The sequence below is a fragment of the Kineosporia rhizophila genome, assembly GCF_021277265.1.
Lineage (GTDB): Bacteria > Actinomycetota > Actinomycetes > Actinomycetales > Kineosporiaceae > Kineosporia > Kineosporia rhizophila.
Genome location: NZ_JAJSOH010000004.1, coordinates 110136 through 124675, shown reverse-complemented (window position 1 = coordinate 124675; position 14540 = coordinate 110136). Strand labels below are relative to the sequence as shown.

The following is a 14540-nucleotide window of genomic DNA, read 5'->3' as shown; positions in this document are numbered from 1 at the left end:
CCACCGGATTCCACCGGCGCCTCAGCAGGGCCGGTGGAATCCGTTCAGGAGTTGTCGTCCATGAAGTCGGCCAGACTCTGCGGGCGCAGGTCGGTCCAGTTCGCCTCGATGTACTCGACGCAGGCCGGGCGGCCCTGCGGGCCGAAGACACTGCGCCAGCCGGCCGGGACCTCGATGAAGCCGGGCCACAGGCTGTACTGGTTCTCCTCGTTCACCAGCACCAGGTAGCTGCCGTCGGGGTTCTCGAAGGGGTCGCTCACGGCTCTTCTCCATGGTCGTTCTCACGGGACTTTCCGCACTGCGGCACCGGGCGGGGCCACGGGGAGACGCAGAGGGGCCAGCACTCCCCTCGACGCGGGCATTCCCCCCGTGACCCGGCGCGATGCCGCGATCAGGTTCGACCACCTTCTCGACGTACTGCTCATCCTAGCGTAAACACTTGTACCGCAGGCAATATCCAAATGTGGCGAGAATCTACCCGGAGCCCGGCAGCACCTCCAGCACTCCGTCCGGCGACCATCGGGCCAGCTCTCCGGTGCGGTACATCCGCTGCCCGGTCTGGTAGGGGTCGGCCACGAAAGCGCCTGCGGTGAGGGCGAACCGGTTCACGTAGCCGTAGGCCAGTCCCGCCCCGGCCACGTACAGCCGTCCCGTCACCCCGGCCGGTACCGGCCGCAGCGCCTCGTCGAGCACGTAGGTGCGCACCCCGTCGAGCCGGTAGGCAGCCCGACCACCGCCGGCCTCACCGTGCCAGCCGTACCCTTCCAGCGCGGCCTCCGGCAGCCCGTACAGGTGATGCACGGCCAATCCGGGAGCCTCGCACATCTGTTGCCAGACAGCCGGATCCACCGAACGTCCATGGATCAGCACCGTGGACAGCCCGGCCTCCAGCAACCCGGCCGGGAGCAGGCGGGCGAGATCGGCGGGAGTGGTGCAGAGCACGTCGACCGACGCCTCCCGCAGCCACCGCACCGTCGGCTCGATGGGCACGTGCAGCTCGTGCCCGGCCAGCATCCACAGCACCGGCTCCCACCACGAGTCCTGCTCGAACGAGGCTCCCAGAGCCACCCGGCGGCGCGCCCCCTCCGTTCCGGGCCGATCCCGGTGCGAGGCGGCCAGGTTCACGATCGCCGCATGCGGCACCACCACACCTCCGGATCCCGGCGGGCAGACCAGGTACGCCGGCATGTCCGGCCCCAGCCTCCCGCCCCGGTCCGGATCGCTCAGCGGGGCGTCCGACTCGTCGCCTTCCAGCAACGACGCGGAATCGATGGTGAGAACCGGCCGGACCTCCTCGAGCAGGCCCGGCCGGTGTCCGGGATCGATGGTCAGGCAGGCCGCCCCGGTCTTCAGCACGGCCAGCACCGCCGGCAGCATCCAGGCCCGGTCGAGGTTCAGCGCGATCACCCGGCCCCGTAACGGACCGGCCCACAACAGCACCCGGGCCGCCCGGTTGGTCCAGGCCTCCAGCTCCTCGAACGTCCAGGTGCGCTCGGCGGTGACCAGGGCGACCGCCTGCGGCGAGCGACGAGCCTGCTGCGCCAGCAGGTCCACGACGGTCAGGCCCATGGTCTCGAGCGGCACCGGACCTCCGGCCGCCCATTCCCCGGTCAGCTTCGCGCGTTCGCCGTGCAGCAGGGCCTCGTACTGGCTGAGCCGCCGGGTCGGGGCCTGCGCGATCTGCTCCAGGACCCGCACCAGCCGGGCTCCCAGCAGCGCGGCGTCGGCCGCGTCGAACCGGTCGCTGCGATAGCCGATCGAGCCGTCCAGACCGTCCGGGCCGAGATCGCCCACCTCGAAGGCCAGGTCGGCCCGGCAGGTCGTGCGGTCGACGCGAACCGGCAGGCACGAGAGTCCGGGCAGCCGCAGCGCACCGTCTTCCGGCCCGCACCAGGTCACCGTGACCGCGGACTGCGGCGGGTCGAACAGGGCGTCCTGCCGGTCGAGCGCGGCCAGCGCGGTGTCGCGCACCTGAGCCAGAAGAGCGGTGAAGGCCGGATCTCCGGAAGCGTTCACCCGCAGCGGCAACACCCTCGCGAAGGCCCCGGCCATCTGCTCCGAAGCGGTCTCCGGACGCCCGTCGACCGGGAAGCCCAGCGGGATGTCCTCGCCCGCTCCGAGCTTGGCCAGCAGTACGGCCACGGCCGTCTGGATCAGCATGAGCATCGAACTGTCCTGCTCGGCCGCGACCTCCCGCAGCCGAACGGCCAGATCCGGCTCGATCAGGAACGGTTCGGCGCCACCCGCGAAACCGCTACGATCCGTTCCCGGCCGACCGGCCGGCAGGGCCAGTTGTTGCGGCATTCCGTCCAGATGCCGTTTCCAGTAGGTCTTTTGTTTTGAGGACGTTGCCTGGTTGCGTTCCAGCGCACGTTGCCAGAGCGCGAAGTCGGCATACTGCACCGGCAGCGGGGCCCACTGCGGAAGTCGGCCTCGGGAGCGAGCTGAGTAGGCGGCCGAGAGGTCGCCGAGCAGGATCGGCACGGAACGGTCGTCAGCGGCCAGGTGGTGCACCACGACCACCAGGACGTGCTCGTCCTCAGCAACACGGAAAAGCGTCGCCCGAAGCGGCGTCTCGACATCCGGTCGGAAGCAGTAGCGGCACTCCTGATCGATCAGGGCCTTCAACTCGGGCCGCCTTGCCTCGACCACCCGCAGCGCCGGCAGCTCAGCCTGCAACACCTGGTACGACACACCCCCGTGCTCGGTGACCACCGTGCGCAGAATCTCGTGTCGCTGGGCCAGATCAGCCACTGCCTGGCGCAGCGCCGGCTCGTCGACCGGCCCGATCAGGCGCCAGGCGGTCGGCCGGGTGAGGGTCTGCCCGTGCTCGATGCGGAACTGCTGCTGGGCCGACGACAGCGGAACCCGTTCCGGCCGCGGGCAGGCCGCCTGCAGACGGGGGCGGTCGGCGCGCCCTCGCACCGGCAGCCGCCGGGAAAGCCGCTCGACGTCGGGCGCGGCGAAGATGTCCCGCACGTCCACCTTCACCCCGAGTTCCGCCCGCAACCGCCCGGCCAACCGCATGGCCAGCAGCGAGTGCCCACCGAGCGCGAAGAAGTTCTCCCGGATGCCGACCTGTTCCATCCCCAGAACCTCGGCGAAGAGCTCGGCCACGGCCGTCTCGCGCTCGGTCCGGGGCGGCACCGGAACGGCTTCGGCGACGGCGGGCAGCGCAGCCAGATCAAGCTTTCCGCGACTGGTGAGGGGCAGCCGGTCGAGCATCACGATCGTCGAGGGGATCATGGCCGCGGGCAGGCGCCCGGCCAGGGCCGCCCGGATCTCCTCGGCCTGGGCCGGGCGGGTGGTGCTCAGGTAGGCGGCCAGCCGACCGTCCTCGCCGCTCACCACCGCGGCCTGGCTCACCAGGCGCAGGGCCCGGAGCGAGGCCTCGATCTCGCCGAGTTCCACCCGCATCCCGCGGATCTGGACCTGGCGGTCGGCGCGCCCGGCCAGTTCGAGCACCCCGCCCGCCGTCCACCGCGCCCGGTCGCCGGTGCGGTACATCCGCTCACCTTGCTGAAAGGGATCGGCCACGAAGCGTTCAGCGGTCTGCCCCGGCCGCTTCAGATACCCCAGCGCCAGACCCGGCCCAGCCACGTACACCTCGCCGGTGACCCCGGCCGGAACCGGGCGGAGAAACTCGTCCAGGACATAAGTCCGCACGCCGTCGACCCGGTAGGCCTTGCGCCGCCCGGCCCGGTCACTGACCCAGCCGTACGCGTCCACTGTTGTTTCGGTGGGTCCGTAGAGGTCGTGCACGCGCAGGCCCGGTTCCGCACAGACACGTTGCCACAGCGCCGGATCCATGGGCTCGCCGCCCACGGTGAGAAGCTTGAGCCGGCTCTCCAGCAGACCCGCCCCCACGAGTTCGGCCAGCTGCGAGGGAGTCAGGTCGAGGGCGTCCACACCGTGCTGGTCCACGTAGGTGATCAGAGCCTGCGGATCCTGGGAAATGCTTTCGGCGATCACGTGCAACTGGTGCCCGGCCACCGTCCAGAGCACCTGGTCCCAGGCAGCGTCGAAGCCGAACGAGTTCAGGTGGCCCAGCCGGAGCCGGCCGGGAAAGGCACTCATCAGATGACGCCGGTGGCTGGCCAGCAGGTTGCCCAGAGCCGCGTGGGTGGTCACCACCGCGCGGGGAACCCCGGTCGAGCCCGAGGTGTGCACCACGTAGGCGGGCATGGCCCCGGTGATCCGGGGAAGTTCCGAAGTGGCGGCGAACCAAGCGTTCTCGAGCTGTTCCACCGAACGGACGACCATGGCGGGCGAGACGTCGGACAGCATCAGGTAGGTGCGGGCGCTGGGGCCGGACTCGTCGAGGGCCAGCGCGGCGGCCCCGGTCTTCATCACCGCCAGCAGGGCCGGCAGCATCCAGGCCCGCGGCAGGCAGACGGCGACCGTCTCACCCAGCAGGTCGTGGTGATGGTGGCGACGCAGCCCGGCGGCGACCCGGCTGCTCCACTCCTCCAGCTCGGCGTACGTCCAACGCTGCACCTCGGTGACCAGCGCAACCGCGTCCGGGGTGGCACGGGCCTGGCGACTCAGGGCCTGAAGGACGGTTGCGGGCCGCGTACCGGGGTTTTCACCCAGGGCCCAGGAGCCGAGCAGCTTGGCCCGCTCCCCCTCCAGGAGCAGGTCGAGCCGCCCGGCTGAGGGAATACTAGCCTGCCCCAGTTGCCGAAGTACACCGACCAGACGCTGCAACACCTCGTGGGCTGCATCGGCAGTGAAGCGGTCGGCCGCGAATTCCAGCTCCAGAAACAGCTTCTCACCCGTCCGCGCGGCCAGCGAGAGCGGATAGTGCGACGCGTCGCGGACCGCGACTCCGGCCACCTCCACGTCACCCACGCAGCGCGGCAGGTCACCGGCCGGGGACCGGTTCTCGAAAACCGTGATCGTGTCGAACAGCTCGCCCACTCCGGCGAGACGCTGGATCGTGGTCAGACCGAGATGGTGATGCTCACCCAGCACCCGGTGCCCGGCCTCCAGATTGCGCAGAAGCTCACCCACCGACTGCGCCGGATCGATCCGCACCCGCACCGGAACGGTGTTGCTGAACGACCCGACCATCTTCTCGACTCCGGACAGCTCGGGCGGCCGCCCACTGACGGTGGCCCCGAACACCACGTCCAGCGAACCGGTCAGCGCCGAGAGCACCAGCGCCCAGGCCCCGCGCACCACCGTGTCCAGGCCGACCCGCTCGTTCTCGGCGAAGGCCAGCAGCGGCCCGGCCTCCACCTCGGCCACCACGTGCCCGGGCAACTGGGTGGGCGCCATGCGGTCGCCCGAGCCCCGGGCGCCCACCAGGGTGCCGTGTTCGAGACCGGCGAGCGCCTGGGCCCAGACCGTGCCGGCGGCTTCCTGGTCGCGCCGGGCCAGCCAGTCCAGATACCGGCGATGGTCCGGCCCGGCGCCCGGCAGAACCCCGTCGGGGTCGGCGAGGGCCAGCAGCTCGTCCAGCAGCACCGGCATCGACCAGCCGTCGAGCAGCAGCTGGTGATACGTCAGAACCAGCCGGTGGCGCGCCGGGCCGAGCCGGTAGAGCGTGACCCGGGCCAGCGGGGCCAGCGAAGGGTCGAAACCGCGCAGCAGGTCGTGTTCCAGCAACCCGGCCAGTTCCTGCTCCACTGCGGCCGCACCGTGCCCGGCGGCCGCCAACGCGCCGAGATCGATCTCCTGCCAGGGCAGCGCCACGTCCGGTTCCACCCGGGCGACGTTCTCGCCGCTCGGGAGCTGCTGGAAGGCGACCCGCAGATTCGGGTGCCGGTCGAGCAGGCCCTGCGCGGCCGAGCGCCAGCGGGCCGGGTCGGGTTCACCCTGCAGGTCCAGCACCAGCTGACCGGTGTACACGTCCGGGGTGTCGTCGGCGCGGTGCTGGACCTCGAAGAGCAGCCCCTCCTGCAGCGGGGTCAGCGGCAGGACCTCGGCGGCCGTCACCGTGGACTACCGCAGGAACTGGCGCAGCGCCGCCACCGGGGCCTTCGCCCCACCGGCCGACGGCTCGTCCACCTCGGCGGAGACGTTGCCGACCACCGAGCTCAGGATCTCGCCCGCGCGCACCGCGATGGTGGACAGCAGCGACGAGGACAGACCGTGCGTGTGCTCCGTCCCGCCCTGCAGATAGATGCCGGCCCGGATGCCCGGGGCGGTCTCCACCCGGTAGTCACGGCGGATCCGCAGCCGGCCGTTCTCGTCGGTCGGGCAGAGCCCGGCCAGGTCGCCGAGCAGCGGCCTCGGGTCGACCGGGTCGTAGCCGGTGGCGAAAACGGCCAGGTCTGCCTCGATCTCGACGCGGCGGTCGCTGGTCAGTGAGCGCACCGTGACCGCCACCTGACCGGCCTGCTCCCGCACCTGTTCCACCCGGGAGACGTTCAGCATGGTCAGGCGCTCACGGCCGTTGACCTTCTCCTGGTACGAACGCCGGTACAGCTCCTCGATCAGTTCCCCGTCCACCACCGAGTAGTTGGTGTTGGCGTGATAGTTCAGCAGCATCTGCCGGACCTCGGGCGAGGCGTCGAAGAAGTCGTCCACCGCGGCCGGGTCGAAGATGCGGTTGGCGAAGGGGCTGTCGTCGGCCGGGCTGTAGCCGTACCGCGAGAACACCGACACGATCTCGGCGTCGGCGAACCGCTCGTGCAGGAAGGCCGTCACCTCGGCGGCGCTCTGCCCGGCCCCCACCACCACGAACCGCTTGGCCGAGGCCGCGTCGATCTCCTCGACCCGGTGCAGCAGCTGGTGGTTGTGCCAGACGTGCTCGGAACCGGAGATGCCCTCGGGGAAGCGCGGTCGCAGACCGGTGCCGATCACCACGTTGCGCGCGCGGTAGGTGACCTCGCGGCCGTCGCCGTCGGGAGTGAGCTCGCGGGCGGTGACGTCGACCGCGACCACCTCGCCGTGACTGAGCACCGGCTCGAGCGCGACCACCTCGTGGCCCCAGTCGACCAGGTCGGCCACCCGCGCGGCGGCCCACTCCAGGTAGGCGTGGAACTCCACCCGCAGCGGGAAGAGCGTCTTGTGATTGATGAAGTCGACCAGCCGGCCGCATTCGTGCAGGTAGGCCAGGAAGCTGAACTGGCTGGCCGGATTGCGCAGGGTGACAAGGTCTTTGAGGAACGAGACCTGCATCGTGGCGTCGTCCAGCAGCATGCCACGGTGCCAGCCGAAGGTGGGCTGACGCTCGAAGAACCGCACCGCCACCCGCTCGGCGTCGCCGGCCCCGTCGTTGTGCTCCACCGCCGCGATGGCCAGCGCGAGGTTCGACGGGCCGAACCCGATCCCGATCAGGTCGTAGATCGGACGGTCCGGGTCGTCCACGGTTCCCGTGGCCGATCCGTCGGCAGACAGCGAGGTCATCTAGGTTCCTCCGGGACGCGCCGCGAGCCGGGCGCGTCGTCGCAGTGGGTGCACCGAGCATGGCCGGGCGTAGCGCCCGCATTACTTAGGTGAGGCTACCCTAATCGCTACCCGGAAGACATAGCCGAAGTGAGACAAGCCCGTTCCCCGAAGACCCTTGCCCGCCGACCGGCGCTCGGGTATTCGTGCGGGCTACTTCAGCCGCGGACCGAAGACCGAGTGCACGCCGGGTGAGAACAGCACACTGTCGGGGTTTCTCACTGCCAGGTCGGCGAAACCCGCGGCGCTCAGAATCTGGTCGTCGAACTGCTCCAGCACTGCCCGGTGCAACGGCCAGGTCTTGTGCGCGTTCGGCCAGTAGTAGCCGGACTGGTGCAGCCCCCAGCGCGCGGTCATCCAGTTCTCCGCCTCGGAGGGTGCTTCGACCCGGCCGCCGACCCGCACGGAGATCTTCGAGGTGGCCGTGTGCTGGGCGCCGCCCACTCCCGCGCGGCGCACGGTTGCGCTCGTGGCCAGTTTTCCTGCGTACGGACGTCGGGCGCAGGTATACGTGACCAGGTCACCTTTGCGCTCGTACCCCATGGAGGACCATAAGTACGGCAGTCGTGCGGCGCGGGCGACGAGAACCGGCACCAGACGTTCGGCGTCCAGACTCACGAACACGACCCCGCGCCGTCCTTTGTCGTCCACGGAGTACAGACGGACGTTTGTCTCGAGGAAGTCTCCGAAGTACGGAACGCCCGGCGAACCGAGCAGACCCACGCCGCGCATGCGGAAGGGCACCAGTCCCACGTAGGTCTGCCCCTCGATCACGTCGGGACGGACACCGGGCGGAAGGTAGGGCGCGACCCGCTCCGGATCGACGGCCCAGTGCAGGAACGTCAGGTCGGCCCAGGTCTGGGTGAACACGGTGCGCCCAACCCGGCGCGGTGCCAGCGGCGTGACGGCCTCGATGTCCATACCGACGATGCTACGAGCCGGCCCGAAAGACCTCCCGGTGCCCCGGCTCCTAGACCGCGATCGTGCCCCGGATCACGGCCACGGCCTCGCCACCGATCCAGTTCTGCTCCCCCAGAGCCACCGAGATCCGCCCGTCCCGGCCCCGGTGCCGGCCCTGGAACGCCTGATACCCGGACCCCAGCGCGATGTCCAGACCACTGAGCTGCACGTGCCGGGCCACGCAGGCGTTGCCGCTGCCGCAGACCGGGTCCTCGGTCAGGCCGTTGCCGTCGTCGAAGAACGAGCGCACGTGCAGGTCACCGGTCTCGTCCACGGCGTAGAGGGTGAAGTCGGGGGTGTGGGCCGCGAGCTCGGCGTAGGCCTGGCGGTCCGGCTCCAGCGAGTTCAGGTCGTCGATCGTGACCCGGGCGGTCAGCCAGCGCGGGCCGATCCCGATGATCGTCGGCTGGTCCGCCTTCACCCCGCCCAGGGTGCGGCGGAACAGCTCCTCGTCCGCGAACGGTTCCTCCGACACCGGTGCCGGGGCCGCGAAAGCCAGGGCACCCCCGTCCAAAAGCCGGAGTTCGACCAGACCGGCGGCACATTCCTGGACCCACGACGAACCCGGCTCGAGCAACCCCGCATCCAGGAGCGCGGCGCAGGTGCCGATGGTCGGGTGCCCGGCGAAGGGCAGTTCCCGGCTGGTGGTGAAGATCCGGGCCCGGTAGCCGGCCTCGGCCGTGGTGGGCGGCAGCACGAACGTGGTCTCGGACAGGTTGGTCCAGTTGGCCAGCCGCTGCATCTGTTCGGTCGACAGCCCTTCGCCGTCGAGGACGACTGCGACCGGATTCCCCCGGCCCGGCTGGGAAGTGAACACGTCGACCTGGGCGAATCTGCGCATGCTCACCACAGTGCCGTCGGCGGTGCTGGGGCGACACGGCCAATCCGGCGTCTCTGGCCTTGTGTCCGTCTTCACCGGCTGCTACTTTACCAATCAGTTGATTAACCAATCGGTGAAGTAAGGAGGGTCGTGGCCACCGACCAGCTCAGCCTGACCTTCGCCGCCCTGGCCGATCCGACCCGGCGGGCGATCCTGGCCCAGCTGATGGAGGGCGAGGCGACCGTGGGCGAACTCGCCGCTCCGCACGACATGACGCTCCCGGCCGTCTCCAAGCACCTGAAGGTGCTGGAGCGGGCCAACCTCATCTCCCGCGGCCGCACGGCGCAGTGGCGTCCGTGCCACCTGGAGGCCCAGCCGCTGCAGGAGGCGACCGGCTGGCTGGAGCGCTACCGGCAGTTCTGGGACGAGAGCTGGACCCGGCTCGACGCCCACCTCAAGGCCCTGCAGAACCCCGACCCGAAGGAGAACACCTGATGCCCACCCGTGAGCTCACCCTGACCCGCACCTTCGACGCGCCGCAGCAGCTGGTCTGGAACGCGTACACGGTTCCCGAGCAGCTCGCCCGCTGGTGGGGCCCGCAGGGCCTGCACACCCCGGTCGAGAAGATCACCGTCGACCTGCGCGAGGGCGGTGCCTTCAACCTGACCATGGTCGACGGCGAGGGCAACGAGTACCCCTCGGAGATGACCATCCGCTCGCTGCGGCCGATCGACGAACTGGTCTACGGCTGGGGCGGCCAGCGCGGGCTGGGCGGTGGCGAGATCACCGTGACCCTCAGCGACGACGGCGGAAAGACCCGGCTGGTGCAGCACTTCGTCGGTGAGGCCACCGACGAGATGTTCCCGATGATGGAGCAGGGCACCAACGAACAGCTCGACAAGCTGGTTGCGCTGCTCTCGTCCTGACCTTCCCGCGTCTTCCTGCCGGGCCGGCTCCTTCCACAGGTCACCGGCCCACAGGAAGGCCGGTTCGTCCACAGGCCGCGATTCTGTGGACAACTTTCGGGGCGGTCTCGGCGACCGGTCCACCCTTGGTCCCAGCGGAAGCTACCGGGGGAAGGACCTTTCGATGACCAACCACGAAATGCAGCGCTACCTCGACCATCTGGCCCAGCTGCCGGACTCGCCCGAGCTGGCCGACCAGGCCGACCGGGCCGAGGCCGGCCCAGGGGCGGCGGGCGTGCCGCAGATCCAGCTGGACGTGGCCTCGGGGGCGGGGCAGCGGCTGCGCCGGGTGCACACCAACGGTCTCTGGTGGGCCGGCCTGCCCGAGCTGTTCATCGATCCCCCGCCCGGCTACCACCCCGGCTCCGACCGCGGCTGGGCCCGCCTGGCCTTCCTGCTCGCCTCCGCCCTGGTCTGCCTCGGGCACGAACTGCGCCGGGCCGAGAACTTCGAGATCCCGCCGCACCAGGACGTCTTCCACGAAGCACCAGTGCGCTTCTGGCTGGCCGGGGCCGAGCCGCCCGACGATGAACTGATCAGTGCCCTGGGCACACTGGTGCACACGGTGATCCGGGTGGAGTGCTCGCTCTGGGCCACCGAGCCGGACGAGAGCTGCCTGAGTCCGGTGGGCCCGGGCCCCCGCACCGGCTGACCGATGCCCCGCCCGCACCACCCATCGTGGTCGGGCGAACACTCACAGACTGGTACGCACCGCTGCTTCGTGGCATATTCGGGCGCTCGGGGACTGCAGACGCCACACGGCTGGGGGTCGCTAGTGAGGTTCGCTGTCACGCTGCGGGACGGGAGGGCGGCCGGTACCCAGACCGAGGCGCTCGTCGACGCACATCCGGAATCCGCGCTGGCGGCGCTGCTCCCCCACCTGCTGGCGGCGCTCGACGACGACACCGATCCGGCCCAGGCGGGGCGGCTCGCGGTGTGGGTGGACGGGCGGCGGGCCGAGGTGGCCGAGGCCGGGGACACGTTGCGCTCGGCCGGGGTCCGGCCGGGCTGTGTCATCGAGCTGCACGCACACGAGGAGCACCCCACGCCCCCGCCCACCGGGGTGGCCGAGATCCGGGTGGTGAACGGCCCGGGGGCGGGGCGGGTGCACCGGCTGGGGCTCGGGCAGACGGTGATCGGTCACGAGGCGCCCGGGCTCGATCTGCCGGATGCGGACCTGCCGGCCGACGCGCTCACGGTGAGCGCCCGGCCGGGCGGTCAGGTGGAGGTGATTCCGGGCGCCGGCAGCACCTTCCGGCTCGACGGGCAGGAACGGAGCGAGCGGTGCGAGTGGCCGCACGGGGTGTACCTGCAGGTCTCGCAGACCGTCCTGGAGCTGACCGCGATCAGTGAGGCGGATGCAGACTTCCAGGCGTTCGAAGGCGGTCTGGGGCTGGAGTTGTTCCGGCACACCCGTTCGGCCCGGCCCCGCAGCGGCGCGCGGTTCGTCCTGCCCGCCCGCCCGGCCGGCGGGCGTTCGGTCCCGGGCCGGGAACAGCGGCGGCTGCTCGACCAGTGGCTGCGGGACCGGGAGAAGACGCGGGAAGAGATCCTGAGCACGCTGGCCCGGGAGACCCGCGAGCGACGGGAGGCCACGCCCGATCCGGCGGTCACGCTGCTGAGCGCGGTCGGGCCGGGACGCCGCCTGTGGGAACGACTTCCGCTCGACGACGACTGGCTGCAGCTGCGGCTCGGGCTGGCCCCGCAACCGCCGCGCACGGTCATCGACGACCGCGACTCCGGAGCTCCGCTACGGGGCGGCCCCACGCGTTTTCGCACGCAGCCGCCCGAGACCCTGCCCAGTCTGCTCGCCGATGTCCCGGTCACGCTGAACCTGCAGGCGGTCGGTGTGCTCGGCGTGGTCGGCAAACCGTCGGTCGCCTTCGGCACGACACGCTGGTTGCTGGCCCAGTGCGCGGCTTTCCACGCTCCGCGGGAGCTGCGGATCGCCGTGCTCACCGGGCACGACTACGCCGCCCGCCGGCGCTGGGAGTGGGTGTCCCGGCTGCCGCACGCCCGGCCGGACGAGGCCTCGGGGGTGTCGGTGCTGATCGGCAACGACCACGACTCGATCGAGCGGCGGCTGCTGGAACTGGGCAGCCTGATCGACGAGCGCCTGCGGCAGCGCCTGCCCCCGGGCCAGCGGGTGACGGCCTCGCCCGAGGTCGTCGTGGTCTTCGACGGCATCCGCCGGCTGTCCGAGGTGCCGGGCGTGCTGCCCCTGCTGGAAGAGGGCGCCAACGCGGGGGTTCACGCCATCTGCCTGGACGAGGACGAGCAGGCCCTGCCGGAGGTCTGCCGGGCCGTGGTGCTGTGCGACTCCGAGGGCGAGATCGCCTTCCGCCGGGCCCAGTCGCCGGTGCTGGACGGGATCCGGCCGGACCTGGTGGAGGCGGCCTGGGCCGAGAAGCTGTCCCGCTCGGTCGCGGCGGTACGGATGGCTGCGGTCAACCGGCCGCCCGACCCCGCCCCGCCGGCCGAGCCGTACGCCTGGCCGATCGGGTGGGACGACGTCGGTTACCCGGCCCCGTCCCGCCCGCCGACCTCCTGAAGGTCTGTCAGGGCTCCACCACGTTCTGCACCTCGGCCACCGGGATCAGCTCGGTGATCTCGTTGGCCAGCGGCGCGAGGTCACCCCCGCCGCCGTCGGAACCCACCCACTCGGCCGCCCACGCGGTGGACGCCTGCACCGGGTAGCCCCCGGGGTAACCGGTTGAGGCGCGGGTGAACTCGACCGTGCAGGCCCCGTCCTCGTCGAGACCGGGCGCGTACTCGCGCAACGCGACCTCGGGCGGGCAGAGCTTGTGCCCACCGGGCCAGTCGAGGTTGAGGCCGCCGGTGGTGGCGGTGACCTCGGCCCAGACCGGATCTGCGGCCCCGACCACCTCGGCCCGGATGAACCGCTCCCCGGCCTCGCCGCCGACCGCCTCCGGATCGGTGACCCAGAAGAACGTGGGCAGGCCGACCAGCGTGGCGTCGTCGGTGTCGCGGACCTTGGGGTTGCGTTCGATGTCGGGATCGGGGATCTGCAGGTTGTCGCGCGCGGCCTCGGCCAGTTCCTCCGGCGTCACCATCGGCGCGGGGACCGGGGCCCCGGCCCCGAAGGCGCGGTAGAGGAAGATCGACCAGTTGTCGTTCTCGCCGGCGATCGGGTTGTCGTCGCCGTAGTCCTCGGCGCCGAGGCCGTAGTCGACGTAGTCGCGCGGGTCCTTGCAGTAGGCCTTGTACCAGGACAGGTCCTGACCGGCCGCCTCGCGGGCGGCTGCGTCCTCCCAGACCTGGCGGGTGCCGTACTGGTCGAAGATGCCCGGGCTCTGTACGCCCCCGGTCACCCCGTCGTACCAGTCGAGCATGGCGGCCGCGTCCTGGTAGTTGCCGGTGGCCGGCTCCCACCAGCAGACCGGGTGCAGATTCACCGAGATCGTGCTGCCCCCGCCCTCGCCACCGCCCGGGGCGGCATTGCCGCTGAAGTGCACCTGCACCGACACCGAGTACCCCCCGGGCTCGACCTCGCCCGGGGTCTGGTCGGCCCGCGCCCCCGTGGCCGGGGCCAGCACGGCCAGCGGTACCGCGGCCACCGCCACCGCCGCCGCGAGGCGCCGGCCGCTCACTTCTGCCACCCCGAACAAGCCGGGACCTTCTTCTCGGGCCACGACGTGACCCGCCAGACCCCCTGCGCGAACTTCACTTTCATGCTGATCAGCACTCCTCCGGGAGGCGGCACGAGCACATGGCCGTTCTCGTCCACCTCGGCGGTGGAGTCGAAGTGGCAACCGGTCACGGTGGCGAGGTCTCCCCGGACCTTCACCGACGAGACGTTCACGACGAACCGGCCGGTGGAGCGACGGCCGGCGGCCTGCTGACTGAGGGCCCGTTCCCGGGCACTGCTCACCGCCTGGCCGGTGGCGACGGCAGCCAGGCCGTTCTCGTCGACCTGCCAGGTGTTGGACAACTGCACGCGCTGGGCCATGTACCCGACGACCGCCTCGACCGCGCCGCGGGCCTGCCGGGTGCGCGCCTTCACCTTGCCCTTCTCCACCCAGGCACCCTCGCCGGCCACGTCGGCCGGCGTGTAGGTGACAGCAGTGGACGCCGGGCTGGACAACGGGGAAGCGGTGGGTACCGGACCGCTCCCGGTGGGCGACGAGGTCGCGTTCCTCTCGCCCCCGCCCGAGCCGCTCGGGTCGTTCTCGCCGCTCTGGTCTCCGGCCTGGGACTCCGGGCCGGGACCCATCGCTCCGGACGCCTGCCCGGACTGGTATTCGGGCAGGTCGTACGGGTTGTCCGAACCGCACGCGGTGAGGCTCGCGAGGGACAGCACCGCTACCGCGAAGGCTGCGTATACCACGCCTGGAAGGCGCTTCATGCCAGCTCCGGCTCCTTCTGTACTCACAAGTAGG

General features: G+C 71.2%; 11 protein-coding genes. 4 read left to right on the top strand and 7 right to left on the bottom strand.

What is annotated here, in order from left to right; all coding sequences use genetic code 11:
- Window positions 1-44 precede the first annotated feature (44 nt).
- The 5 genes from LWF15_RS09095 to LWF15_RS09075 all read right to left on the bottom strand — a co-directional run bounded on the left by LWF15_RS09095 (window position 45) and on the right by LWF15_RS09075 (window position 9196).
- Window positions 45-260 carry an MbtH family protein gene (locus tag LWF15_RS09095; RefSeq protein ID WP_232809975.1) on the bottom strand — a complete coding sequence of 72 codons (216 nt, stop codon included), beginning with the start codon at window positions 258-260 and terminating at the stop codon, window positions 45-47.
- Between the two features lie 214 nt (window positions 261-474).
- Window positions 475-5940: a condensation domain-containing protein gene (locus LWF15_RS09090; RefSeq protein WP_232809974.1), complete on the bottom strand. Its 5466-nt coding sequence runs from the start codon at window positions 5938-5940 to the stop codon at window positions 475-477.
- Window positions 5941-5946: 6 nt separating this feature from the next.
- Window positions 5947-7356 carry a lysine N(6)-hydroxylase/L-ornithine N(5)-oxygenase family protein gene (locus LWF15_RS09085; protein WP_232809973.1) on the bottom strand — a complete coding sequence of 470 codons (1410 nt, stop codon included), beginning with the start codon at window positions 7354-7356 and terminating at the stop codon, window positions 5947-5949.
- Between the two features lie 192 nt (window positions 7357-7548).
- Complete coding sequence (locus tag LWF15_RS09080) at window positions 7549-8316, bottom strand: YqjF family protein (protein ID WP_232809972.1); 768 nt, start codon at window positions 8314-8316, stop codon at window positions 7549-7551.
- A 49-nt stretch (window positions 8317-8365) separates the two neighbouring features.
- Window positions 8366-9196, bottom strand: coding sequence for a PhzF family phenazine biosynthesis protein (locus LWF15_RS09075; protein ID WP_232809971.1), 831 nt, complete (start codon window positions 9194-9196; stop codon window positions 8366-8368).
- A gap of 129 nt (window positions 9197-9325) precedes the next feature.
- On the opposite strand from LWF15_RS09075, the gene LWF15_RS09070 reads away from it, so the two are divergent.
- From LWF15_RS09070 to LWF15_RS09055, 4 genes are all read left to right on the top strand, one after another.
- Window positions 9326-9670: an ArsR/SmtB family transcription factor gene (locus LWF15_RS09070; RefSeq protein WP_232809970.1), complete on the top strand. Its 345-nt coding sequence runs from the start codon at window positions 9326-9328 to the stop codon at window positions 9668-9670.
- The gene (locus LWF15_RS09065; RefSeq protein WP_232809969.1) at window positions 9670-10101 is read left to right on the top strand and encodes an SRPBCC family protein; all 432 of its coding nucleotides are present in this window, start codon (window positions 9670-9672) and stop codon (window positions 10099-10101) included. Before LWF15_RS09070 ends, LWF15_RS09065 begins: the two co-directional genes overlap by 1 nt.
- Before the next feature lie 163 nt (window positions 10102-10264).
- Window positions 10265-10792: a hypothetical protein gene (locus tag LWF15_RS09060; RefSeq protein ID WP_232809968.1), complete on the top strand. Its 528-nt coding sequence runs from the start codon at window positions 10265-10267 to the stop codon at window positions 10790-10792.
- A gap of 123 nt (window positions 10793-10915) precedes the next feature.
- The gene (locus LWF15_RS09055; RefSeq protein WP_232809967.1) at window positions 10916-12691 is read left to right on the top strand and encodes a hypothetical protein; all 1776 of its coding nucleotides are present in this window, start codon (window positions 10916-10918) and stop codon (window positions 12689-12691) included.
- Between the two features lie 7 nt (window positions 12692-12698).
- Here LWF15_RS09055 and LWF15_RS09050 read toward each other — a convergent pair whose 3' ends face one another.
- Both LWF15_RS09050 and LWF15_RS09045 read right to left on the bottom strand, forming a co-directional pair.
- Entirely contained in the window at window positions 12699-13751 is a 1053-nt protein-coding gene (locus LWF15_RS09050; RefSeq protein ID WP_232809966.1) for a hypothetical protein, read from the bottom strand.
- A complete protein-coding gene (locus LWF15_RS09045; protein WP_232809965.1) occupies window positions 13748-14506 on the bottom strand; it encodes a hypothetical protein in 759 nt (252 codons plus the stop codon). Before LWF15_RS09045 ends, LWF15_RS09050 begins: the two co-directional genes overlap by 4 nt.
- Window positions 14507-14540 lie beyond the last annotated feature (34 nt).

What these genes read in the sequence shown, in the direction of transcription:
- LWF15_RS09085 (WP_232809973.1), bottom strand. Translation starts at nt 7,356, where the DNA reads ATGACCTCGCTGTCTGCCGACGGATCGGCCACGGGAACCGTGGACGAC.
- LWF15_RS09065 (WP_232809969.1), top strand. Translation starts at nt 9,670, where the DNA reads ATGCCCACCCGTGAGCTCACCCTGACCCGCACCTTCGACGCGCCGCAG.
- LWF15_RS09080 (WP_232809972.1), bottom strand. Translation starts at nt 8,316, where the DNA reads ATGGACATCGAGGCCGTCACGCCGCTGGCACCGCGCCGGGTTGGGCGC.
- LWF15_RS09060 (WP_232809968.1), top strand. Translation starts at nt 10,265, where the DNA reads ATGACCAACCACGAAATGCAGCGCTACCTCGACCATCTGGCCCAGCTG.
- LWF15_RS09045 (WP_232809965.1), bottom strand. Translation starts at nt 14,506, where the DNA reads ATGAAGCGCCTTCCAGGCGTGGTATACGCAGCCTTCGCGGTAGCGGTG.
- LWF15_RS09075 (WP_232809971.1), bottom strand. Translation starts at nt 9,196, where the DNA reads ATGCGCAGATTCGCCCAGGTCGACGTGTTCACTTCCCAGCCGGGCCGG.